This is a genomic window from Ruegeria sp. AK11 (genome assembly GCF_056541095.1).
This window is the reverse complement of the sequence record NZ_JBQFXU010000018.1, coordinates 1-24,159: the sequence shown is the minus strand read 5'-3', so window position 1 is coordinate 24,159 and position 24,159 is coordinate 1. Positions and strand designations below refer to the sequence as shown.

Here is a 24,159-nt window from a genome sequence, read left to right as displayed (position 1 = left end):
CCGCGCGCGGTCTATCCCATGGCCCGCATCTGGGCAAGGCGCGCTTTCTCTGGCCAAGGCGTCACGGGGTCGCTATGTGCAGCCTGAAAGACAGGAGCATCCCATGCAGCAACTGGAAGAACAGATTGCCCATCTGACCCGCACGGTTGACGATCTGAACGCGGTTGTCACCCGGCAACAGGCCGAGATTGACCGGCTGACCCGCCGTGTCGAGATGCTGCTGCACCGTGAGGCCGAGCGCGCACAGGAAGGGTCAGGCGGCGTTGTCCTTGGTGACGAACGTCCGCCACATTACTGACGGCTTACAGCCCCAGCGTTGATTTCACCGCGTTATCGACGACGCCACCCAGCAGGGCGTTTTCATCCCCGGCGCAGCCGTCTTTCAGAGCCGCCACAAATGTTTCGCGCAGCGCGGCCTTTTCCTCGTCCGAACCGGCATGAGCTTCGAGGTCGATCTGACGGTTATAAAGTGACAACGCCGTCATCTTGCCGACCACGTCGACAATGTATTCTTCATTCCCGTCAGCCTCTTCGATGACCGACGCGCAGGTGTGATACATGTGCGGCAGCGCCGCTTGCACCATCTGTTCGGCTTCCTCGTCCGCAAGGGCAAAACCGGGCCCTGTAAGCAGCGCGGCGGTTGTGATCACTTTTATCGCGTTCAAACGCATCATCCCGCCCCCGCTTATTTCGAGTTCGCGCCAATCAGCGCCCCAACAATTGCCCCAGCGGCAGCGCCTTTGCCGTCGCCGATCAAGGCCCCGACCCCGGCCCCGATCACAGCACCTTTGATCGTGTTCTCTTTCTTCTTGTCGTCCGCAAGCGTGGCTGTCGCCGAAACCAAAGCCAGCGATGCCGCCGCCCCCAATGCAATCGTTCTGAAATTGAGACCTGCAATCGTCATATCAACGCCCTCCCGTGGCATGATCAGAAGACATATTTGCAAGGTCAGCCTAGCGGTGCGCTAACTGTCTGGCAACAAAGCGGTGTCAGATCTCTTCGACGGTCATCACGCCTTCCAGCGATTTGATCGCGCCCTTGATCTGGGGATTGATCGGGAACACACGCCCCAAGTCGATTTCGACGTCGCCGGGCAGGCCGGGGTCCAGCAACAGCAGTTGGATCGGGCCGCGGGCCGCACCCTTGGCGGCGGTTGCGGCTTCTTCAAGAACCGTTGCAATCGTTGGCACCGCCCGCGCTTCGTCTACAAAAATGCGCAGTCCCGTCGCCCCGGCTTCGGCCACTACAGAATCCGCTGGTCCAACCGAACGACCCAGCAGCTTGAGCTGATCGGACTCCATCGTCGCCTCGACGGTCAGAACCACCTGAGCGCCGGTTTCCAGAAACTCGCGGCATTTCTCCAGCGTGTCGGAAAACAGCGTGACCTCATAAGCGCCGGTCGGGTCCGAAAGCTGGGCAAAGGCGAACCGGTTGCCCTTGGCCGATTTCCGTTCCTGCCGCCCGGCAACCACTCCGGCCATCTTGGCAATCAGCGGGCCAGAACGGGCTTTCTCGGTCACCTCGTCCAGCGTCAGAACCTGTTTACGCTTCAAGGCCGGCATATAGTCATCCAGCGGATGACCAGAGAGGTAGAAGCCGATGGCCTTGAACTCTTCGCTCAGACGTTCAGCCGGCAGCCAGTCGGGGGTCGGCGACAGGCGTGGTTCGGGCAGGTCATCTCCGGCCTCGCCAAACAGCGACACCTGGTTCGAATTCTTCTGTTCATGGATCGCTGCCGAATACTGCACCAGCGCATCTAGGCTTTCAAACACGCGGCGGCGGTTTCGGTCCAGCTCATCAAAAGCCCCGGCGCGGGCCAGCATCTCAAGCGGGCGTTTGCCCACTTTTTTCAAATCCACGCGGCGGGCGAAATCGAATAGGTTGACAAATGGCTTGTCCGCGCGACCCGCAACGATCAGGTTCATCGCCTCGACACCCACATTCTTGAGCGCGCCCAGCGCATAGACCAGATGTCCGTTATCAACATCGAACGTGGCCTGAGAGCGGTTCACACAAGGTGGAATATACGGCAGTTCCAGCCCTTTTCGGACCTCTTCGAAATAGATCGCCAGCTTGTCGGTCAGATGAATATCGCAATTCATGACACCCGCCATGAATTCGACCGGATGGTTCGCCTTCAACCAGCCGGTTTGATAGCTGACCACCGCATAGGCGGCAGCGTGGGATTTGTTGAAGCCGTAATTGGCGAATTTTTCCAGCAGGTCGAAGACTTCGCTGGCTTTCTTGGCATCCACCCCGTTTTCTGCCGCGCCTTTTTCGAACTTGGGGCGTTCGGCATCCATCGCCTCTTTGATCTTTTTACCCATCGCGCGGCGCAGCAGGTCCGCGCCGCCCAGGCTGTACCCGGCCATAACCTGCGCGATCTGCATCACCTGTTCCTGATAGACGATAATGCCTTGAGTTTCCTCAAGAATGTGGTCGATCAGCGGATGAACGGATGTAATCTCGCGCAGCCCGTTCTTGACCTCGCAATAGGTCGGGATGTTTTCCATCGGGCCGGGGCGGTAGAGCGCCACAAGGGCCACGATATCCTCGATGCAGGTGGGTTTCATGCGCTTGAGCGCGTCCATCATGCCCGAGCTTTCCACCTGGAACACCGCGACCGTCTTGGCCGCTGAATAGAGCTTATACGTCGCCTCGTCATCCAGCGGGATGGCGTTGATCTGGTTCTCGGCCCCCTCGGCAGGTTCGTAAAGCTCGGTGCCATCGGCGGCGATATGCAGCTTCCGTCCGGACTTGAAGATCAGGTCCATCGCGTTCTGGATCACGGTCAGGGTTTTCAGACCCAGAAAGTCGAACTTTACCAGCCCGGCCTGTTCCACCCATTTCATGTTGAATTGGGTCGCAGGCATGTCGGATCGCGGGTCCTGATAGATCGGCACCAGCGCGTCCAGTGGCCGGTCGCCAATCACAACCCCAGCCGCGTGGGTCGAGGCGTTGCGCAGCAGCCCTTCGACCTGCTGGCCGTATGTCAGCAGACGATCCACCACCTCTTCGTTGCGCGCTTCTTCCCGCAGGCGCGGCTCGTCCTTCAGGGCTTTTTCGATGGAAACCGGTTTGACACCTTCCACGGGGATCATCTTAGACAGACGGTCCACCTGCCCGTACGGCATTTGCAGCACCCGCCCGATGTCGCGCACGGCGGCCTTTGACAGCAAGGCACCAAAAGTGATGATCTGCCCCACCTTGTCGCGCCCGTATTTCTGCTGCACGTAACGGATCACCTCTTCTCGGCGATCCATGCAGAAGTCGATATCGAAGTCGGGCATCGAAACCCGTTCGGGATTCAGGAACCGTTCAAACAGCAGGCTATAACGCAGCGGGTCGAGGTCGGTAATTGTCAGCGCATAAGCCACCAGCGAGCCCGCACCCGATCCCCGCCCCGGTCCAACCGGAATATCGTGATCCTTGGCCCATTGGATAAAGTCGGCAACGATCAGGAAGTAACCAGGAAAGCCCATGCCTTCGATGATGCCAAGTTCGAAATCCAACCGCTCCTGATACTCCTCGGGCGTCACCGCATGGGGGATTACCGCCAAACGTTTCTGCAAGCCTTCATTCGCGATGCGGCGCAGTTCAGCGACCTCGTCATCGGCGAATTTCGGCAGGATGGGATCGCGGCGATAAGCCATAAAGGCGCAACGCCGCGCGATCTCGACCGTGTTCTTAATGGCCTCGGGCAGATCAGCGAACAGCGTCACCATTTCCTGCTGCGACTTGAAATAATGCTGCGCGGTCAGGCGGCGGCGACCTTCCTGCTGGTCGACATAAGCCCCTTCGGCGATACAGATCAGCGCATCATGGGCCTCGTACATATCCGAGGTCGGGAAATAGACGTCATTGGTGGCAACCAGCGGCAGGTTCTTGGCATAGGCCATCTCGATATGGCCGCGCTCGGTCTGGCGTTCGGCCTCGGGTTGGCCGTCTTCACCTGGGTGACGCTGGAGTTCGATATACAGACGATCCGGGAAAATCGCGGCCAACCGATCCACCAGCGCCTCGGCCGCCGGACGTTGCCCCTGTTGCAACAGGCGGCCCACCGGCCCGTCAGGCCCTCCGGACAGGCAGATCAGCCCGTCGGCGCGGTCCGCAAGCTCGTCCAGCGTGACCTGCGGCAACTGCCCGCCCTTGTCCACGTAAAGGCACGTGCTCAGCTTCATCAGGTTCTCGTACCCCGCCTCGGACTGTGCCAGCAGAACAAGCGGCGCGGGCGATTTTTGTTTTTCCCCCGGTTGCGACTGCACATAAGTCAGATCAACCTGACATCCCATGATCGGCTGGACACCAGCCTGACTGGCTGTCACCGAAAATTCCAGCGCCGAAAACATGGAATTCGTGTCAGTCACTGCAACGGCAGGCATCTCCATCTTCTCGCACAGGGCGGGCAGTTTTTTCAGCCGCACAGCGCCTTCCAGAAGGGAATATTCGGTGTGAACACGTAGGTGAATGAATCGGGGGGTACTGCTCATGAACGGCAGGCTACCCTAGCCGCGAGGCATGCAAAAGCCGGAACCTGCGCCGTTGTTTGGCAAAATAATCATTTTCGATTATTCGGATTTTCCAGAAGGTGCTTCGGAAAGCGACATCTTCACTGACAAAAAAACGCTTTAGTTTCAAACAACTGATATTTACACAGGGTGCGCAATTCCACGCCGATTGGCTGTAATGATGCATCATACAGGCAGTTTTTCTTGCCAGATCACGCATGCTGTTTCTAACATCCATTGGCAAGCTATCCGCCCGCCACTCTTTCTACGTCGCATCGAAGGAGGGCACCACCAGGGCGCAACCGGGTAAGGCGACGGGTTTCTCGAATGGACATCACGTTTCTTCTGAACGGAGAGACAGTGGAGCTGACGGACATCGATCCGACAGCCACTCTGCTGGATTGGCTGCGTGAAGATCGTGGCCTGACCGGCACCAAGGAAGGCTGCAACGAAGGCGATTGCGGTGCCTGCACTGTCATGGTGACGGATGCGGGTGGTGCAAAGGCCCTGAACTCGTGCATCCTTTTCTTGCCGCAACTGCATGGCAAGGCGGTTCGAACCGTCGAAGGCGCCAGCAGCCCCGATGGCGAGGTCCATCCGGTTCAGCAGGCCATGGTTGACCTGCACGGTTCGCAATGCGGCTTTTGCACGCCCGGTTTTGTCATGTCGATGGTGGCCGGTCACACCAATGGCGCGACGGATCACGATACACAGCTTGCCGGTAATCTGTGCCGTTGCACGGGTTACGCTCCCATTATTCGCGCAGCCGAAGCGGCCGAGAAACAGCCCGTGCCTGTCTGGGTTAAAGACAAGCCTGTCGCAACGCCCGCCACCTCACCCATGCTGCCGGGCTCGTCCGACGCGCTGGCTGCCGTATATGCCGAGAACCCGAATGCCACTTTGGTTGCGGGCGCAACAGACGTTGGGCTTTGGGTGACCAAGCAACTACGCGATCTTGATCCGGTGATCTTCCTGAACCGCTGTGACGATCTCAAAGAGATCACGATCACCGACGAAGAAATTCGTTTCGGTGCCATGGTCGATATGAACCGTATGGGCGAAGCCTTGGCGGACATTCACCCATCCTATGCAGAAATGATCCGGCGCTATGCCAGTGTTCAGGTCCGTCACGCGGCCACTGTGGGCGGCAACATCGCCAATGGCTCGCCAATCGGAGACAACCCGCCCGCGCTGATCGCATTGGGTGCGACGCTGCACCTGCGCAAAGGTGATGAGCGCCGGTCAGTCCTGCTGGAAGACTTCTTCATCGATTACGGGAAACAGGACCGCGCACCGGGTGAATTTGTCGAAGCCGTCAGCTTCCTGCGTCAGGCGGACCGGCTGAAATGCTACAAGCTGAGCAAACGGTTCGATCAGGATATCTCGGCGGTGTGCGGATGTTTCAACGTTACCATTTCGGACGGACAGGTGACAGATGCGCGCATCGCGTTTGGCGGTATGGCTGGCATTCCGAAACGGGCAACCCATGTCGAGGCCGCGCTGATCGGCAAACCGTGGGCGCGCGAGGCGATTGACGCCGCTCTGCCCGCTTTTGCCGACGATTATTCACCGCTTACGGATATGCGCGCCTCGGCCACGTACAGGCTTGAGACCGCCAAAGCGATGCTGGAACGGTACTTCCTTGAGGATCAGGGCCAAGTGACCAACGTGCTGGAGGTATCGGCATGAGCGTATCCAAACCCCTTCCCCATGACGCGGCACCGCTACACGTATCCGGTTCCGCCCGGTATGTGGACGACATCCCGACGCCAAAGGGCACATTGCATCTGGCCTTTGGCCTGAGCCCGATCGCCAAGGGCACGATTACCGCGATGGACCTGTCTGCCGTGAAAGCGGCACCCGGGGTCGTCAGGGTCATGACGGCACAGGACCTGCCCTTTGCCAACGATGTTTCGCCCTCGATCCATGACGAGCCTTTGCTGTCCGACGGGACGGTTCACTATATCGGCCAGCCTGTTTTCCTTGTGGTTGCCACCAGCCATCTGGCCGCCCGCAAGGCGGTTCGGTTGGGCAAGATCGACTATGCCGAGGAAACACCGATCCTGACGGTTGAAGAAGCTCTGGCCGCAGACAGCCGATTTGAAGACGGGCCCCGCATCTATGCCAAGGGCGATGCGGACGCCGCGATTGAAAGCGCCGCCCACGTCATCGACGGGACGTTCGAGATCGGCGGTCAGGAGCATTTCTATCTGGAAGGTCAGGCTGCGCTTGCCGTGCCGAATGAAGGCGGCGACATGCTGGTCCACAGCTCGACCCAGCACCCGACCGAGATACAGCACAAGGTGGCGGACGCTCTGGGCCTGCCCATGCATGCGATCCGCGTCGAAACCCGGCGCATGGGTGGCGGATTCGGCGGCAAGGAAAGCCAGGGGAATGCGCTGGCCGTCGCCTGCGCGGTGGCTGCACGGGCAACCGGCAAAGCCTGCAAGATGCGCTATGACCGCGATGATGACATGATCATCACCGGCAAACGCCACGCCTTCCGGATTTCCTATCGCGCGGGATTTGACGAACAGGGTCACATTCAGGGCGTGTCCTTTCTGCAATACGCAATCTGCGGCTGGGCGCAGGACCTGTCCCTGCCCGTCGCCGACCGTGCGATGCTGCATTCTGACAATGCATACCTGTTGCCCAATGCCCGGATTGAAAGCCATCGGTTGAAGACCAACACGCAGTCAGCCACCGCCTATCGCGGGTTTGGTGGCCCGCAGGGGATGGTTGCCATCGAACGTGTGATGGACCACGCCGCGCATGAACTTGGGCTGGACCCGGTGGAATTGCGCCGTCGCAACTATTACGAGCCCGCGCATAAGGTTGCCGAAGTCCAACCTCACGAAAAACCGCTGGGTCATCCCGACCCGCACGAAGACCTGACCAGCCGTGGCGCGGTGGAAACAGGGACGGCCCCGGTCCGCCCCCTGCCCGCTGGTGGCAACACGACGCCCTACGGCATGGAGGTCAGCGATTTCGAACTGCATGGCATGACCGAAGCGCTGATGAAGTCCAGCAACTATGCCGCGCGCAAAGCGGCCATCGAGAAATGGAATGCCGAAAACAGCGTGATCAAGAAGGGCATCGCCTTTTCTCCGGTCAAGTTCGGTATTTCCTTCACACTGACCCATCTGAATCAGGCCGGTGCGCTGGTGCATGTGTATCAGGATGGTTCGGTCCACCTGAATCATGGTGGCACCGAGATGGGTCAGGGTCTGTTCCAGAAGGTCGCGCAAGTGGCCGCGGCGCGTTTCGGCATCCCGCTTGAGATGGTCAAGATCACCGCCACGGATACGGCAAAAGTGCCCAATACCTCGGCCACGGCGGCGTCTTCAGGCAGCGATCTGAACGGTATGGCGGTGAAAGCGGCCTGCGATACGATCCGCGACCGGATGGCCGATTATCTGGCTGAACGGCATCAGGCCGACCCCTCTGCGGTCACTTTCACGGATGGCCACGTTTCGGTTGGTGAAGAACGGTACACGTTCGCCGAAGCTGCCGCACTGGCCTATCAGGGTCGCATAAGCCTGTCGGCCACCGGCTTTTATAAAACGCCCAAGATCGAATGGGACCGGATCGCGGGGCGCGGTCGCCCGTTTTACTATTTCGCCTATGGTGCTTCGGTCACCGAGGTGGCTGTGGACACATTGACGGGCGAGAACCGCATTCTGCGCACAGATATCCTGCATGACGCGGGCGCTTCGCTGAACCCGGCGCTGGATGTCGGACAGGTCGAAGGCGGTTACGTGCAAGGTGCGGGCTGGCTGACGACCGAGGAACTGGTCTGGGACGGAAACGGCAACCTGCGCACGCATGCGCCCTCAACCTACAAGATCCCGGCCTGTTCCGACCGGCCCGACATATTCAACGTCGCACTTTGGGATGGCGAGAACCGAGAGGACACCATCTATCGCTCGAAAGCCGTGGGGGAACCCCCGTTCATGCTGGGAATATCAGCCTGGCTGGCGCTTTCGAATGCGGTGGCGGCCTGCGGGGATACTTATCCGGCACTCAATGCGCCCGCCACCGCCGAAGAAGTCTGGCGCGGCGTCCAGAGGATGAAGGGAGGCATCTGATGGGATTTGACCTTGAGGCTTTGAGGGAGGCGGTCAAAACCCACGGCAAAGTGGTCCGGGTGGTCATCGCCGGGATCAAAGGGTCGTCTCCACGTGAAGTTGGTGCCGCCATGCTGGTCTGGGACGGCGGGCAAAGCGGCACAATCGGCGGCGGAACACTGGAATACCAGGCGGCACATGCCGCGCGGTTGCAAACCACGCCAACCCGCCTGACGCATCATGCGCTTGGACCCGAGTTGGGGCAATGCTGCGGCGGTGCCGTGTCGCTGCTGAGCGAGGTTTACGACGCAAAAACCGTCAATGATCTGGACGATGCCGTCATCGCGCGCCCGACCAAGGATGGCGCGATGCCCCTGTCGGTCAAGCGAATGCTGGCGACGGCGCGCGGACAGGGGATTGCGCCTGAACCGCAGCTGATTGACGGCTGGATGGTTGAACCCGTTCACAAGCCCACGCGCAATCTGTGGATCTGGGGCGCGGGCCATGTCGGCCGGGCGCTGGTGGATGTGCTGTCCCCGCTTCCTGATCTTGCGATCACCTGGGTGGACACCAGCCGTCAGCGCTTTCCGGCAGCTGTGCCAGTGGGCGTGACAATTGTTCCGGCGGCAAAACCGGCCGAGCTGGTCCGCCATGCCCCATTTGACGCCGAACATCTTGTGCTTACATACTCGCATAATCTTGACTTTGAACTGTGCAACAGACTGCTTTTGCACGATTTTGGCTTTGCGGGGCTGATTGGCTCGGCTACGAAATGGGCGCGATTCCGGTCGCGGCTGGCCGCCCTTGGGCATCCGCCTGAACGGATTAGCCGGATCACCTGCCCGATCGGTGACCCGTCGATGGGGAAGCATCCGCATATGATCGCCGTGGGCGTCGCTGCACAATTGCTGCGCCCGGCCCTGCAAAACAAGTTGAAGAAGGACCTGAGCGCGTGACCATTCCACTTTTGAGCTTGCAAGGGCTGACCAAAGCCTACCCCGGTGTTGTGGCCAATGATCAGGTGTCCTTTGACATCGGTGAAGGCGAAGTGCACGCGCTGCTGGGTGAAAACGGCGCGGGGAAATCCACGCTGGTAAAAATGATCTATGGGCTTGTGAAGCCGGACAGCGGCACCATGAAACTGCGCGGCAATCCGTTTGCGCCGCCCGAACCCCGCGCGGCCCGTGCGGATGGGATCGCGATGGTGTTCCAGCATTTTTCGCTGTTTGACGCGCTGAACGTGGCCGAGAATATCGCGCTGGGGATGGAGAACCCGCCCCCGATGGGGGATCTGGCATCGCGCATTCGCGAAGTTTCGGAAACTTATGGCCTTCCGCTGGACCCGTTTCGCACGGTTGGCGACCTGTCCGCAGGCGAACGCCAGCGGGTCGAGATCATCCGCTGCCTGTTGCAGGACCCCAAGCTGCTGATCATGGACGAACCGACCTCGGTTCTGACCCCGCAAGAGGTCGATATTCTGTTTGAGACGCTGAACAAGCTACGCTCCGAGGGAACCTCGATCCTGTATATCTCGCATAAACTGGAGGAAATCCGAACGCTATGCGACCATGCTACGATCCTGCGTCTGGGCAAGAACGTGGGCGAATGTGTCCCCGCTGAAACCTCGGCGCGTGACATGGCCGAGATGATGGTCGGGTCAACCTTGCAGACGCCCGAACGCTCGGGCCGGGAACTGGGCGAGGTCGCGCTGGATGTCAGCGGGCTGTCAGTCCCCTCGCCTTCGGAATTCGGCACCGCATTGCGCAATGTGCACATGACGGTCCGCAAGGGCGAGGTTCTGGGCATCGGCGGCGTTGCCGGAAACGGGCAGGATGAGTTGCTGGGCGTGTTGTCCGGGGAAATCCTGACATCGGCGGATGCAATCAAGTTCAACGGTCAGGCGATCGGCAAGCTCGGCCCGACAGCGCGCCGTAAGCTGGGCGTTCTGACCGCGCCCGAGGAACGGTTAGGCCACGCAGCGGCACCCGACATGAGCCTGACCGAAAACGCTTTGCTGACCGGATCTGTGCGGGAAGGGCTTGAGAAAGATGGCTTCTTGAAATGGTCCGAAACCCGGAGTTTTGCCGAAAAGATCATCGAAGCCTTCGACGTTCGCACGCCTGGGCCCGAAAACGCAGCGCGGTCCTTGTCCGGCGGTAACCTGCAGAAATTCGTGATTGGACGCGAAGTGCTGCAAAACCCTGATGTGTTGGTGGTAAACCAGCCAACCTGGGGGGTGGATGCCGCGGCGGCCGCGTCGATCCGGCAAGCCATACTCGATCTTGCGGCGAAAGGCACAGCGGTGATCTGCATCTCGCAGGATCTGGATGAGCTGATGGAGATCTCGGACAGTTTTGCGGCCTTGAACGAAGGTCGGCTGAGCGCACCGCGCCCGACCACCGGCCTGACGGTGGATGAGATTGGCCTGATGATGGGCGGCGCCCATGGCATGGAGGTGGCACATGTGTGATCTGCTGGGCCGCCTTCGGCTAGAGTATTTGCGAAAAGATGAAACATCTGGGGGGATGAGCAGATGATTGTGTTGGAGAAACGGCCACAGCCGTCCAGGGCCTGGTCTTACGCGACCCCCCTTGTGGCGGTGCTGGCAACAATGGTGTTTGGCGGGTTGCTGTTTGCCATTTTGGGGAAAAATCCGGTCGAAGCCATCGGTACCATCTTCTGGGAGCCGCTGTTTGGAGAGTTCGCATTCTATTACCGCCCTCAATTGCTGGTCAAAGGCGCGCCCCTAGTGCTGATCGCAATCGGATTGTCGCTGGGTTTTCGGGCCGGTATCTGGAATATCGGGGCCGAAGGACAATACATCATGGGCGCCATATTCGGCGCGGGCGCAGGTCTGGCCTTCTATCCGCTTGATGCCTGGTACATCTTCCCGATCATGGTGGTCGCAGGCGCATTTGGCGGTTGGCTGTGGGCAACGATCCCGGCTTTGCTGAAGGTGCGTTTCGGCACCAACGAAATCCTTGTGTCGCTGATGCTGGTCTACGTGGCCGAGCAGATGCTGGCCTCGGTCTCGCTAGGTCTTCTCAAGAACCCCGAAGGGTTCGGCTTTCCCGGATCGCGCAACCTGCAATCCTATGAAAGCGCGCATAATGCCGAGCTGATTGCCGGTTCCGGGATGCATTGGGGTGTTGTCGCGGCCTTCATCGCGGTGATCTTTGCCTATGTATTGCTGAACCGTCACATGCTGGGCTTCCATATCCGTCTGACGGGTGAGGCCCCCCGCGCGGCAAAGTTTGCAGGTGTGAATCCGGCGCGCCTGATCCTGTTCTGCCTTGGGATTTCGGGCGCTTTGGCCGGGCTGGCCGGTATGTTCGAGGTGTCCGGCCCGTCCGGTCAGATCAGCATCGATTTCAACGTGGGCTATGGCTTTACCGCGATCATCGTCGCGTTTCTGGGCCGCCTGCATCCGGTGGGTATCCTGTTGGCCGGGGGCCTGATGGCGCTGACCTATATTGGCGGCGAAATTGCACAATCGCAGCTGGGTCTGCCTGCCGCTGCCATTCAGGTGTTTCAGGGAATGCTGCTGTTTTTCCTGCTGGCCTTCGATCTTCTGACAAACTTCCGCATCCGTGCGGCGCGTAGCGAGGTGGCGTGATCATGGACCTTGGTCAAATCAATCCCGTTCTTCTGGTTGCCTCGCTTATGGTGGCCGCAACCCCCCTTCTGCTGGCCGCGATCGGAGAGCTTGTCGTGGAAAAGGCAGGCGTTCTGAACCTTGGTGTCGAGGGCATGATGATCGTTGGCGCGATCAGCGGTTTTGCGATCTCGGTCGAAACCGGCTCGCCCTGGCTGGGCTTTGTTGCTGCCGCCATTGGCGGGGCCGTGCTGTCGCTGCTGTTCGTCCTGCTGACACAGTTTGCATTGGCCAACCAGGTTGCAAGCGGCCTTGCGCTGACCCTGTTTGGACTGGGGTTCAGCGCCTTGATGGGGCAAAGCTATGTGGGCGTCAAACCCCCCAGCATGGGCGATATCCACATCCCTTTGATTAGCGATATTCCGGTCATCGGCCCGATCCTGTTTCGGCACGACCCCATCCTGTATCTGGGCATTGCGCTGACCGCTGTGGTCTGGGCCGTCCTGAAGTACACCCGCGTCGGGTTGATCCTGCGGGCGGTTGGTGAAAACCACGATGCCGCCCATGCGCTTGGCTACAAGGTCATCAAAATCCGTATCATGGCGATCCTGTTCGGCGGGGCCTGCGCGGGCCTGGGTGGGGCTTACATCAGCCTGATCCGTGTGCCGCAGTGGACCGAGGGCATGACCGCGGGTGTGGGCTGGATCGCGCTGGCGCTGGTGGTGTTTGCCAGCTGGAAACCATGGCGGGTCCTGCTGGGTGCATATTTGTTCGGCGGCATTACCGTCTTGCAGCTTAATTTGCAGGCAGCGGGCGTTGCCATTCCCGTCGAGTATCTGGCAATGTCACCCTATCTCATCACGATCCTTGTGCTTGTGATCCTTTCGGCCGACAAGAGCAGCGCACCTGCCTCACTGGGCCGGACCTTCCACGCCTCACACTAGGGGCCAACTGAACCAACTTGGGGAGTAACTACATGAAATTCAAATCACTTCTGACAACTGCCGCGATAGCGCTTGGTCTTGCGACCGGTGCAGTGGCGCAAGACAAGACCAAGGTCGGTTTTGTCTATGTCGGCCCTGTCGGCGACGGTGGCTGGACCTATGAACACAACAAAGGCCGTTTGGCGATCGAAGAAGAGTTCGGCGACAAGGTCGAGACTGTATTCGTTGAATCGGTGCCGGAAGGCCCGGACGCCGAACGCGTGATGACACAGATGGCGCTGGAAGGCGCAGATCTGATCTTTACCACCTCATTTGGCTATATGGATCCAACCATCAATGTGGCCAAGAAATTCCCGAACGTGAAGTTCGAGCACGCGACCGGCTACAAGATGGCCGACAACGTCTCGGTCTATTCGGCGCGTTTCTACGAAGGTCGTGCGGTTCAGGGGCATATCGCGGGTAGAATGACCGAATCGAACATCATCGGCTATATCGGGTCTTATCCGATCCCCGAGGTGATCCGCGGTATCAACTCGGCCTATATCCACGCCAAGAAGGCAAACCCGGATGTCCAGTTCAAGATCGTCTGGGCCTATACCTGGTTCGACCCGGCAAAAGAGGCTGACGCCGCCTCGGTTCTGATCGAACAGGGCGCCGACGTGATCCTGCAGCACACTGACTCGACCGCTCCGCAGGCCGCCGCACAAGAGGCGGGTAACGTGATCACCTTCGGTCAGGCTTCGGATATGAGCGAATACGCCCCCAAACCGCGTGTTTCCTCGATCATCGACAACTGGGGACCCTATTACATTGCGCGCACGCGAGCTGTGATGGACGGCACCTGGACCTCGTCCAACACCTGGGACGGTATCGGGCCGGGCATGGTAGAAATCGGTGAGATTTCGGATGCAGTTCCTGCGGACATCAAGGAAGAGGCACTGGCGCTGAAAGCGGCGCTGGCCGATGGCAGCTATCATGCCTTTACCGGACCGCTGAAGAAGCAGGACGGCAGCGACTGGCTGGCCGAGGGCGAAGTGGCCGACGACGGTACGCTGGCTGGCATGAACTTCTATGTTGAAGGGCTGGAAGGCGATATCCCGCAGTAAACGACGCGGGTAGAAATGCATCAAGGCCCGCAGGTTTGCGGGCCTTTTTTCGTGGCGTTTTCGCTTTGGTCACATTACCGGATGACCGGGATGCTACGGCCGCGAAGACCTATGGAACCATTAAGCCCTGTCCTGTGTTCGCCATCCAATCAGGCTAAGGCACGCGAACACGATCGCGGCAACGCAGACGATCGAAGGCCCTGCCGGAGTGTCGAAAACATACGCAGCCCTTAACCCCGTGATGGCTGAAAGCGCGCCTATTCCCGCCGCGATCAAGGCCATCGTTTCTGGTGACCGCGCAAGGTTACGCGCCGCTGCCGCCGGAATGATCAGCATTGCGGCAATCAGCAAAACACCCACAACCTTGATCGCCACCGCCACGGTCACGGCAAGAGACAGGGTCAGGATCAGTTGCTCTCGTCTTGGATCGAATCCGCTGGCGTAAGCCAGTTCTTCGTTCAATGTCGCGGTCAGAAGTTGCGCCCAACGCCAGACAATCAGCGCCACGACAAGCGCCGCACCGCCCCAGATCACGATCAGATCAGAACGGGAGACCGCCAGAATATCCCCAAACAGATACGCCATAAGGTCAATCCGGAGACCGGACAGGAATGAAACTGCAACCAGCCCGAAGGCCAACGCAGAATGTGCCAGAACGCCCAGCAGCGTGTCCATCGCATATCCGCGACCGGCCAAAAGCGAAACGGTCAGCGCCATGACCAAAGCGACAGCCAACGCGCCCGTGAAGATCGACATCTGAAACGTCAGGGACAGGGCCACGCCCAAAATTGCGGCATGTGCGGTTGCATCGCCGAAATACGCCATGCGACGCCATACGACAAAACACCCAAGGGGGGCCGCGGCAAACGCCACGCCAATACCGGCGAGCGTTGCCCGCATCATGAAATCATCCAGCATTATTCCGCCGCTTCCTGTGTACTCGCATCATGGTCATGATCATGATGGTGATCATGTTCATGACGATAAAGGGCAAGCGCACCGCCTGTTCCGGTTCCGAACAAGGCCCGATATTCGGGCGCCGAGGCGACCACAGCCGGCGATCCTTCGCAACAGACATGCCCATTGAGGCATATCACCCGGTCCGACGCACTCATGACCACGTGCAGTTCGTGGCTGATCATCAGAATGGCGCATCCGGTCTCGCGCCGGACAGCCTCGATCTGCTGGTAAAAGCTGGCCGACCCCCGTTGGTCCAACCCCTGTGTCGCTTCGTCCAGCAACAGAATATCCGGGCGGTTGATCAAAGCCCGAGCCAGCAGCACCCGCTGGAACTGTCCACCGGACAGTTGCGACATCTGGCGTTTCAACAGATCCGGCACACCCGCCGATTCAAGCGCCTCGACACATTGCCTGCGCGACACAGGATCGGTCAGACGCATGAACCGTTCGACAGAAATCGGTAGTGTCGGATCGACATGCAGTTTCTGCGGCACATAGCCGATTTTCAATCCGGGCTTCAGTGACACTTGACCGGCACAAGGCCGTGTCGCACCGATAATGGCGCGCAGCAGGCTGGTCTTTCCTGATCCGTTCGGGCCAACGATGGTTACGATTTCACCCGGCTCAATGACCATGTCCACATGATGCAGTACGGTATGCGCGCCATAGCGGACGCTGAGTTTCTCGACAGTGATCAGCGCCATCTTTATGCCTTTTCGGTGCAGTCGGGGCAGAGACCTTCAGCCTCTACAACCGTTCGCTCGATCTCGAAACCCGCCGCGCGCGCGGCAGCGCCAAGAACACCTTTGGACGGGGCAGATTGCGCCTCGGCTACGGCGTCGCATTTTCGGCAGATCATGAAAGCAGGTGAATGCGCCGCACCGGGATGAGAGCAGGCGACAAACGCGTTCAGCCGCTCGATCTTGTGGACAAATCCGTTTTGTACAAGAAACTCCAGCGCCCGATAAGCGACCGGAGGCTGGGACCCGAACCCTTCGTCGCGCAACCGGTCAAGGATTGCATAGGCACCTTGGGCGCGATGTTCGTGCAATAACATCTCAAGAACCTTGCGCCGAACCGGCGTCAGCCGCAGCCCTTCCGCTTTGCACCGGACTTCGGCGGATGTCAGAGCCGTTGCGACGCAGCTCTGGTGGTCATGTTCCTGAAACCCGACCGGAGCCGCGTCTTTGCCAATAACTGGGTGCACATCACTTGTCATGTTATTACATATCATGTATTGCCGCTTGAAATGTTATAAAATCACACAGAGGGCCCGATGTCCAGAACGCTTCTTCTTCCATTATCTATCACAGTTGCACTGCTGGGTGGACCGGCCCGCGCAGATGCGCCAAACGTTGCCGCGGACATTGCCCCGGTTCATTCGCTGGTGGCCCGTGTCATGGCGGGTGTGGGAACACCTGCCCTGATCGTCGCACCGGGTGCCTCGCCGCATGAATACAATCTGCGCCCGTCCGAGGCAGCCGCGTTGCAAAACGCCGATCTGGTGTTCTGGGTAGGAGAAGACCTGACACCCTGGCTGGAAAGTGCGATAGAAACTCTTGCCCAAGGTGCGACCGCCACAGCCCTATTGGACGCAAAGGGTACGGGGCTTCTTGAGTTCCGGGAAGACGCATTGTTTGAGGCGCATGATCACGCGGACGATGCGGGTCACGAAGACCATGACGACCATGGCGATCACGAAGGCCATGATGATCATGACTCTCATGACCCACATGCCTGGCTTTCGCCAACGAATGCCAAAGCCTGGCTGACCCTGATCGCGGATCAACTGTCGTCAGCGGATCCCGACAACGCCGCTGCGTATTTAGCAAATGCCGAAGCGGCGCGCGAAGAAATGAACGTGCTTTCCGCAGAAGTGGAAGAGTTGCTTGAACCGGTTCGCGGCGGCAGCTTCATCGTGTTTCATGATGCCTACCAGTATTTTGAGGTTGCGTTTGGTTTCCCTGCATCGGGCGCGATTTCCCTGAGCGACGCGTCCGACCCAAGCCCCGCGCGAGTTGCCGCCATTCAAGGTCGCATTCACGCCGAAGGCATCAACTGCGTATTGTCTGAACCACAGTTCAATCCGGGCATCGTCGAAACCGTGTTGGATGGAACATCGGCACAATCCGGTGTGATCGATCCACTGGGCTCGGCTCTGGAACCCGGGCCGTCTCTGTACCCGCAAGTCATTCGTAACATGGCGCAAACCCTGTCGGAGTGTTTGAAAACCCGTTGAACCGGGACTGGGATCGGGACGCGGAAACCTGCCGGGGTGCACCCAAAAGGGCCAAGTCCCGATCTGCGCATCAGGTTTGGAACATTGGAGAAGCGCATCAGACCATGGTCTGTAGCGCGTCAAACAATTGTCGTTCATAGTCGATTGCGAAATGAGACCCAAAATTACCGACCTGACAATTGGCAACTGGTCTTTGTCGCGCGTATTTCTCGCGGCAAGTGTTGTGGTCATGGGGACTGCAACGGTGTTTGTTGGTCACTGGGTATCGAACCGGATCGAAAATGCGGTTGTACAAAATTCCGCCAACTCTGCGGCATTGTACATGGAAAGCATTTTGTCCCCACTCAGCCAGGAGCTGGCGCATGGAGACCGCCTTTCCGAACAGGCCAGCCGGGCGCTGGACGAGATTTTCATGACCCAGCCGATGCGCGAACGCATTGCCTCGTACAAGTTCTGGAAACAGGATGGCGAGATTGCATACGCATCGGATTCCGCCATCATCGGTCGCCGCTTCGAGCCGACAGATGACCTGAAACGCGCATGGGCTGGAGAAATCTCGGGCTCATTTGAAGAGCTGGACGACGAAGAAAGCGCGGCAGAGGCTGCGCTTGGCATTCCATTGCTGGAAGTCTACAGCCCCATTCGCGAAATCTGGTCGGGGAAAATCATCGCGGTCGCCGAGTTTTATGAAAAGGCCGATCAGCTGGAACTGGACATGGCCAGAGCCAGAAGAACAAGCTGGTTGATCGTTGGCTCGGCCTTTGCGGCAAGCACGATTGTTCTGTTTTCCATTGTCGCAATCGGCGACAACACCATTCGACGGCAAGGGCGCCTTCTGAATGATCGTCTTGCCGAAAGTGAAAAGATGGCCGCACAGAATGCCATGCTGCGGTCGCGCGTCATTGATGCATCGGAAAGATATGCTGCGCAAACGGACAGGTTCCTCAGGAAACTCGGCGCGGAACTGCATGACGGCCCTGCCCAATACCTGTCCCTCGCCGCCCTTCGACTGGAGGCTGCATTCGGCGACAAGCCGGAGATGCCCACCGAGGCCGAAGAAATTCAGCAATCTTTGCAGAAGTCTTTGGCAGAAATTCGCGCCTTGTCACGGGGGTTGTTCGCGCCAGACATCGAAAATCTGGCGCTCGTTGATGTGGTAAAAAGAGCTGTCGAGGACCATTCTGAACACAGCCCTTTTCGCCCCGGTATTTCCTTTCAGGGCAATCCGTCGCCCGACTTGTCGATCTCGGGCAAGTTGTGCGTTTTCCGGTTCCTGCAGGAAACGCTTTCCAATGCCGCAAGATATGCGCCCGCGTCCCAGTGCACTGTCACCTGCAACGTACAAGGTGATCGCATCACCGTTCAGGTCAGCGACGACGGCCCCGGGTTCGCCCCCTCCGGCGAGACGGTTCTGCGTGAGGACGGGGGCCAGGGCCTTGTCGGCTTGCGTGACCGGGTCGAAAGCATCGGTGGCCGGTTCGAGGTGACATCAACCCCGGGCGAGGGCACCACCGTTGCTATGACATTGTTTCCCAGAAAGATGAGTGCATCATGACAACATCCGTCGTTATCGCAGATGATCACCCGATTTTCAGGGACGGTTTGCACCGCACTTTAGAGGAAGCCGACGGCTTCAAGGTTCTCGCCGCCGGATCAAATGCGGATGAGGCCGTTTCCCTTGTCCGAACCCATCAGCCTGACATCGCCATCCTCGACCTGTCGATGCCCGGTGGCGGCATTAGCGCGACCCGTCGAATTGCTGAAATGGCAAACCCGCCTTTCATTGCGATATTGACGGTCTCTGAAAACAGCAGTGACGTTGCAGACGCTTTGGAGGCGGGTGCCATTGGCTATATCGTCAAGGGCGTGACAGCACGCGAATTGACAGCTTCGCTGCGCAGTATCGCCTCGGGCGAAGGGTTCGTCTCGCCGGGTCTTGCTTCGCGTATGCTGCTTCAGATCAATCGCGGAAACGGGTCGCAGCAAGAAGCTGACGCCATAGATGATCTTACCCATCGCGAAGAGGAGATTCTTCGGCGCGTCGCCAAAGGGCTGAGCAATCGGGAAATAGCCGATGAGTTGGGAATACAGGAGAAAACCGTCAAGCATTACATGACGGCGATCCTGTCCAAGCTCCATGCGCGAAACCGGGTGGAGGCCGCTCTTATCGCGCATGAGGCCTGGAACAAGAAAGACTAGGGGTCAGGCGCTCAAAGACCGGGGCGGTCTCTCAAGAAAAGAAACCGCCCCGCACAATCGCCAAAGTTCGTCACTCAGTTGGCAATCGCCTGAAGTCTGCTGCGATCCGCCGCCGTTGCGGTTCTTTCTACAACGGTCCGGTTGAACGGGTCTTTCAACTCGTAACGCCCGCCCTCGATCTCTTCTTTCCAGCCGTTTGCGTAACTGACTTCGATATTGTTGCCCTGAATTTCGATTTTTGCCGGGTTACTTCCAGCACCACCGCTCTGCCCTGGCGAGCGCACACTATCGATTGAGATACCGTTTGCCAGTGACCGAAGGCGCGAAACGTCGGCACCGGTGGCCGGTCGTTCCTCGACGGTTCGGTTCTGCGCGTTCTTTCTTTCGTACCGGCCGTTTTCAATCTCTTCCTTGGTGCCGTCAGCATAGCGTACTTCTATGCCGCTCGCGCTTGTCTCGACCTTTGTTATTCCAGCCGACCCCGATGACTGCCCCCCAGACTGAGACCGGTCCTTCTTATCGCCCCGGCCCGAGCGTGACGAACCATCGTCATCATCATCATCGTCGTCGTCATCATCATCGTGACCACCTTTACCCGATCCGGAATTGTCGTCACGATCACCGCCGCTGCCCGACCCGGAATTGCTGTCATGGTCATCATCCCCGCCGTTGCCGTCACTCCCTTTCCCGCTCTTTGCAAATGCGTAAGCAGGTTCCAACCGCAGAAGACCGTCTGCGTCAAAAACCGGCACATAGGGTGTCATCACAATCAGCGACGCCAGCGCAACCGTGCTGAGAAGCTGACCAGTTCTTTTCCGGGTATTCATTTTCGTCTCCAATCCTGTTCGAGGCGTTATCCTGTATTGGAGGCAGAATATCCCGGGCCCGGCTTCGCTACATCGGGCTTAGGTCTGATGATTTTCCGGCCGATTGTCCGGGTCCGAGGATTGAGAGTTTCAAATATCCATCGCTCAAATGGATCTGGTGATCCAATTTAGGCCTTGGGCAATGAGGTGTTGCCGCGTTGCTTTCCATGTTTTGCGGAACTCGGCTTCAGCGGTTGGCGGGTCTTGATTTGACAGCTGTCGTTTTCTTCCCGATTAGGGTCAGGATGCATTGATTCTCAAGGCGCTGCATGATTCACGGCTCGAAAAATGGAGTGGTGATATGAGCGACCTTTTCTGGCTGACCGACGAGCAGATGGCCAAATTTTCCCCTTTCTTCCCGCGGTCGCACGGCAAGCCACGGGTCGATGACAAGAGGGTGCTGAGCGGGATTATCTTCATCAATCGCAATGGGTTGCGGTGGCGAGACGCTCCCAAAGAATACGGACCGCACAAGACGCTATATAGCCGGTGGAAGCGTTGGAGTGAGAAAGGCATCTTCGCGCGGATGATGACCGGCCTGGCCGCCGAACACGGCGAGGAAAAGACCGTGATGATCCCCTCTCGGGACATTGCTCCGCAATGCCCTGCCGGGCAGTGGACGCGACCTATCTGAAAGCACATCGCACCGCGACCAGCATGGCCGCGAAATAGGGGGGCGTGGCCGCCTGATTGGCCAAACCAAGGGCGGCATGAATACTAAACTGCATGCTATCTGTGACAGCCAAGGGCGACCGATCAGCCTTTTTGTCACCGCTGGCCAAGTCAGTGACTACATCGGTGCGCGAGCGCTACTGAGCAGCATACCAGAAGTCGACTGGCTGCTCGGGGATCGCGGCTATGATGCAGACCGGTTCCGAGACGCGTTGAAAGACAAAGGAATAAGCGCCTGCATCCCAGGTCGAAAGCAACGCAACCGTCATCTATTGGTTATGAATCCTGACCCTACGACACACCGGTCTACTTTTCGATCACGGAGGTACACCGGTACATCGACAACATGAACCGTGAGGTCATCGGTCGACTGGACGGCGAGAACAAACCCAAGCTTTCTGATGGAACACTAATAGAAGATCGAAAACTTCATTACTTCGAAAACTCATGTACTTTCGTCCCGACATCCACGGCCAAAGCGGATAAGGCAACCAGCGGTCCGTTTTATGGAGAATTCAATCGCTTCCTCTCACGTCTTGAAACCAAACTCTCCGACAAGCGCCTACGCTTCTTGCTACAAGCCAAGAAAGATGATGGGAAGTGTTTCCAGACTGATGACTTTGAACAAATCATGAAGCAATTCATCGGTTACCTCAATCGATCCAATGTCACCATTGTCGACCTAAGTGGCATACCATTTGAGGTGTTGAGTATTACGGTGAGCCTAGTTTCTCGACTGATCTTCGATTTCTGTTTTCACTACTCGAAGCTGCGACAAAGACAAGAAGTACTGAATGATGTACCAGTCATGCTTGTCTGCGAGGAAGCTCATAACTACATCCCTCAGAGAGACGACGCTGCATATCGTTCTTCTAGAAAATCGTTGGAGCGCATTGCAAAAGAAGGAAGAAAGTACGGGCTCAGTTTGATGGTTGTGAGCAAGCGACCGTCAGAGGTTTCGGAGACTATCTTCGCGCAATGCAACAATTTTTTGGCGCTTCGGCTGACCAACAATACCGACCAAAACTATGTGAAGCGGCTCTTTCCGGACAACTCCAGCGGCATTACGGACATCTTACCCAATCTTGCCCCTGGTGAATGTGTCGTTGTCGGAGATGCTGTGTTGCTGCCAGCGATTGTGCAGATGCCGATGCAGAATCCCGAGCCACAATCCCAAGGCGTTCGCTTCCACAAAGAATGGCAGGAACCTTGGCGCGAATTTACTTTTGGGGATGTGATAAGTCGCTGGCGGAAAGAATGATACGCCTAGTGGTAGGCTGTGCGCGCGTCTGAACTTGACGAACAATCCGGTTTGCTGACCCGACGGATATCTGCTTTCGGGTTACTATAACGCAGCGACTGGCGCTGTTGCCAGGGATCGGACTTGGCCGGAGAATGAGCACTAACGCCAAAGCAGTAAATCTAGCATCCTATTCGAGGGAGCATTCAAACTCTTCGAGGAGGGTTTGCATTGCATTTTCAGTTCCAGTTTGCGTTCTTACCCTTTCCTCCAACTGGTCAATCAACAATACCTGCTGAGTTATTTCATCCGCCAACTTTGTGAGATTGGCGTTTAACTCAGACAACTCTTCATCGGCACCAAATGCGCGATAGGTGTTGCTCCAGCTACCATCCCTCCACATCCAGCTAGAATGAGTGAGCCTCCCCAACTGAACTGGTCCACCGCTATGTTTAGGAAACGGAGGACCACGAATGGCAAACAAGCGACCGAAGCCCGAAGAGATTGTCTCGAAGTTACGGCAGGTTGAAGTTCTGATGGGGCAAGGCATGTCCCGTCTTGATGCGATCAGGCAGATCGGCGTTGTTGAACAAACCTATTACCGCTGGCGCAAGAAGTACGGCGGAATGGGCGTAGATCAGTTGAAAGAACTGAAACGGCTTCAGAAAGAGAATGAGCGACTGCGACGTGCGGTATCCGATCTGACGTTGGACAAGCTGATCCTGACGGAAGCCGCGAAGGGAAACTACTGAGCCCCGCTCGTCGTCGTGCTTGTATTGACCATGTTCGCAACCAATTGAACGTTTCCGAGAGACGCGCCTGCCGCGTGCTTGGACAACACAGATCCACGCAACGGCGTGTCCCACAAGGTCGCGCAGACGAAGACCGATTGGTGGCCGACATGATCGAGCTGACCCGTCAATACGGCCGATATGGCTATCGCAGGATCGCTGCATTGCTGAGAGAGGCTGGATGGTCTGTCAGCGATGGGCGAATTGAACGGCTTTGGCGACGAGAGGGGCTGAAAGTGCCAGTGAAACAACCGAAGAAAGGACGGCTTTGGCTGAACCCCTCTCATCGATACTGCGTATCGACTGCCGGGCAGTGGATGGGTCGTGTGTTCGGCTGAGGCCGGAGTATCGCAATCATGTATGGAGCTATGATTTCGTCCATTGTCGAACCGACGATGGCAAAGCTTTTCGGACGCTGAACATCCTTGATGAGCACAGCCGGGAGTGCCTGGCGATTAGAGTGAAGCGCAAGCTGAACTCGGTCGACGTGATCGACGCCCTGACGGATCTGTTCATCCTTCGTGGCGCACCCGGTTTCATACGTTCGGATAACGGGCCGGAATTTGTCGCCCAGGCCGTCCGAGACTGGATCGCCGCCGTCGGCGCCAAGACGGCTTACATCGAACCTGGCAGCCCGTGGGAGAACGGATACTGTGAAAGTTTCAATGGCCGGTTCAGGGACGAACTACTCAACGGCGAAATCTTCTACAGCCTGCGCGAAGCACAAATCCTGATCGAACAATGGAGGAGACACTACAATACAAAACGCCCCCACAGTGCACTGGGCTATCACCCGCCGGCACCTGAAACCATCATCCCGATGAATCACAGGCCGATGATGCACTAACAATCAACTTGGACCAGTCAGATGAGGCTGCTCAGCAGATCTGGCACAGGCGCTATCGGATCCGTCGATCCGCACCGGGGCCTTGGAGATTATCCGGGGCCTGATTGAACGTGTTACGATCAAAC

Annotated in this window: 19 protein-coding genes and 2 pseudogenes; 14 read left to right on the top strand and 7 right to left on the bottom strand. The window is 58.1% G+C overall.

Annotation, left to right across the window (positions count from 1 at the left end):
• Positions 1 to 103 precede the first annotated feature (103 nt).
• Complete coding sequence (locus ACR0D9_RS20010; protein WP_209504826.1) at positions 104 to 298, top strand: SlyX family protein; 195 nt, start codon at positions 104 to 106, stop codon at positions 296 to 298.
• Positions 299 to 302: 4 nt separating this feature from the next.
• Here ACR0D9_RS20010 and ACR0D9_RS20005 read toward each other — a convergent pair whose 3' ends face one another.
• The 3 genes from ACR0D9_RS20005 to dnaE all read right to left on the bottom strand — a co-directional run bounded on the left by ACR0D9_RS20005 (position 303) and on the right by dnaE (position 4,490).
• Complete coding sequence (locus ACR0D9_RS20005; protein ID WP_480540030.1) at positions 303 to 674, bottom strand: hypothetical protein; 372 nt, start codon at positions 672 to 674, stop codon at positions 303 to 305.
• 11 nt (positions 675 to 685) lie between these two features.
• The gene (locus ACR0D9_RS20000) at positions 686 to 904 is read right to left on the bottom strand and encodes a hypothetical protein (protein ID WP_209504828.1); all 219 of its coding nucleotides are present in this window, start codon (positions 902 to 904) and stop codon (positions 686 to 688) included.
• Positions 905 to 989: 85 nt separating this feature from the next.
• The gene (gene dnaE / locus ACR0D9_RS19995; protein WP_480540028.1) at positions 990 to 4,490 is read right to left on the bottom strand and encodes a DNA polymerase III subunit alpha; all 3,501 of its coding nucleotides are present in this window, start codon (positions 4,488 to 4,490) and stop codon (positions 990 to 992) included.
• A 345-nt stretch (positions 4,491 to 4,835) separates the two neighbouring features.
• On the opposite strand from dnaE, the gene xdhA reads away from it, so the two are divergent.
• From xdhA to ACR0D9_RS19960, 7 genes are all read left to right on the top strand, one after another.
• Positions 4,836 to 6,197 (top strand): xanthine dehydrogenase small subunit, encoded by a 1,362-nt coding sequence (xdhA, locus tag ACR0D9_RS19990; RefSeq protein WP_480540026.1) that lies wholly within the window; start codon positions 4,836 to 4,838, stop codon positions 6,195 to 6,197.
• Complete coding sequence (gene xdhB / locus ACR0D9_RS19985) at positions 6,194 to 8,596, top strand: xanthine dehydrogenase molybdopterin binding subunit (RefSeq protein WP_480540024.1); 2,403 nt, start codon at positions 6,194 to 6,196, stop codon at positions 8,594 to 8,596. The genes xdhA and xdhB overlap by 4 nt, the downstream gene beginning before the upstream one ends.
• The gene (gene xdhC, locus ACR0D9_RS19980; protein WP_480540022.1) at positions 8,596 to 9,531 is read left to right on the top strand and encodes a xanthine dehydrogenase accessory protein XdhC; all 936 of its coding nucleotides are present in this window, start codon (positions 8,596 to 8,598) and stop codon (positions 9,529 to 9,531) included. Before xdhB ends, xdhC begins: the two co-directional genes overlap by 1 nt.
• Positions 9,528 to 11,045, top strand: a complete 1,518-nt coding sequence (locus ACR0D9_RS19975; RefSeq protein ID WP_480540020.1) for an ABC transporter ATP-binding protein — start codon at positions 9,528 to 9,530, stop codon at positions 11,043 to 11,045. The genes xdhC and ACR0D9_RS19975 overlap by 4 nt, the downstream gene beginning before the upstream one ends.
• A gap of 63 nt (positions 11,046 to 11,108) precedes the next feature.
• Positions 11,109 to 12,191: an ABC transporter permease gene (locus ACR0D9_RS19970; protein WP_267363631.1), complete on the top strand. Its 1,083-nt coding sequence runs from the start codon at positions 11,109 to 11,111 to the stop codon at positions 12,189 to 12,191.
• A gap of 2 nt (positions 12,192 to 12,193) precedes the next feature.
• The gene (locus tag ACR0D9_RS19965; RefSeq protein ID WP_209598075.1) at positions 12,194 to 13,114 is read left to right on the top strand and encodes an ABC transporter permease; all 921 of its coding nucleotides are present in this window, start codon (positions 12,194 to 12,196) and stop codon (positions 13,112 to 13,114) included.
• Positions 13,115 to 13,146: 32 nt separating this feature from the next.
• Positions 13,147 to 14,220 (top strand): BMP family ABC transporter substrate-binding protein, encoded by a 1,074-nt coding sequence (locus tag ACR0D9_RS19960; protein ID WP_209598076.1) that lies wholly within the window; start codon positions 13,147 to 13,149, stop codon positions 14,218 to 14,220.
• 120 nt (positions 14,221 to 14,340) lie between these two features.
• Here the strand turns inward: ACR0D9_RS19960 and ACR0D9_RS19955 are convergent, their stop codons facing one another.
• From ACR0D9_RS19955 to ACR0D9_RS19945, 3 genes are read right to left on the bottom strand one after another with little or no spacing between them, the layout of a single operon-like run.
• The gene (locus ACR0D9_RS19955; protein ID WP_480484829.1) at positions 14,341 to 15,138 is read right to left on the bottom strand and encodes a metal ABC transporter permease; all 798 of its coding nucleotides are present in this window, start codon (positions 15,136 to 15,138) and stop codon (positions 14,341 to 14,343) included.
• Positions 15,138 to 15,884 carry a metal ABC transporter ATP-binding protein gene (locus ACR0D9_RS19950; protein ID WP_480484830.1) on the bottom strand — a complete coding sequence of 249 codons (747 nt, stop codon included), beginning with the start codon at positions 15,882 to 15,884 and terminating at the stop codon, positions 15,138 to 15,140. The genes ACR0D9_RS19955 and ACR0D9_RS19950 overlap by 1 nt, the downstream gene beginning before the upstream one ends.
• Positions 15,885 to 15,886: 2 nt before the next feature.
• Positions 15,887 to 16,399, bottom strand: a complete 513-nt coding sequence (locus tag ACR0D9_RS19945) for a Fur family transcriptional regulator (RefSeq protein WP_480484831.1) — start codon at positions 16,397 to 16,399, stop codon at positions 15,887 to 15,889.
• 57 nt (positions 16,400 to 16,456) lie between these two features.
• On the opposite strand from ACR0D9_RS19945, the gene ACR0D9_RS19940 reads away from it, so the two are divergent.
• From ACR0D9_RS19940 to ACR0D9_RS19930, 3 genes are all read left to right on the top strand, one after another.
• A complete protein-coding gene (locus tag ACR0D9_RS19940; RefSeq protein WP_480540018.1) occupies positions 16,457 to 17,419 on the top strand; it encodes a zinc ABC transporter substrate-binding protein in 963 nt (320 codons plus the stop codon).
• 151 nt (positions 17,420 to 17,570) lie between these two features.
• Entirely contained in the window at positions 17,571 to 18,974 is a 1,404-nt protein-coding gene (locus tag ACR0D9_RS19935) for a sensor histidine kinase (protein ID WP_480484833.1), read from the top strand.
• Positions 18,971 to 19,618, top strand: a complete 648-nt coding sequence (locus ACR0D9_RS19930) for a response regulator (RefSeq protein WP_480540016.1) — start codon at positions 18,971 to 18,973, stop codon at positions 19,616 to 19,618. Before ACR0D9_RS19935 ends, ACR0D9_RS19930 begins: the two co-directional genes overlap by 4 nt.
• A 74-nt stretch (positions 19,619 to 19,692) precedes the next feature.
• On the opposite strand, the gene ACR0D9_RS19925 is transcribed toward ACR0D9_RS19930, so the two are convergent.
• On the bottom strand, positions 19,693 to 20,445 hold the full coding sequence (locus ACR0D9_RS19925) for a hypothetical protein (RefSeq protein ID WP_480540014.1): 753 nt from the start codon (positions 20,443 to 20,445) through the stop codon (positions 19,693 to 19,695).
• Positions 20,446 to 20,785: 340 nt separating this feature from the next.
• Here ACR0D9_RS19925 and ACR0D9_RS19920 point away from each other — a divergent pair.
• From ACR0D9_RS19920 to ACR0D9_RS19910, 3 genes and pseudogenes are all read left to right on the top strand, one after another.
• A pseudogene (locus tag ACR0D9_RS19920) lies at positions 20,786 to 21,422 on the top strand (IS5 family transposase); the annotation flags it as partial.
• 80 nt (positions 21,423 to 21,502) lie between these two features.
• Positions 21,503 to 22,417 (top strand): ATP-binding protein, encoded by a 915-nt coding sequence (locus ACR0D9_RS19915; RefSeq protein WP_480540012.1) that lies wholly within the window; start codon positions 21,503 to 21,505, stop codon positions 22,415 to 22,417.
• Positions 22,418 to 22,869: 452 nt separating this feature from the next.
• Positions 22,870 to 24,034: pseudogene (locus ACR0D9_RS19910) on the top strand (IS3 family transposase).
• Positions 24,035 to 24,159 lie beyond the last annotated feature (125 nt).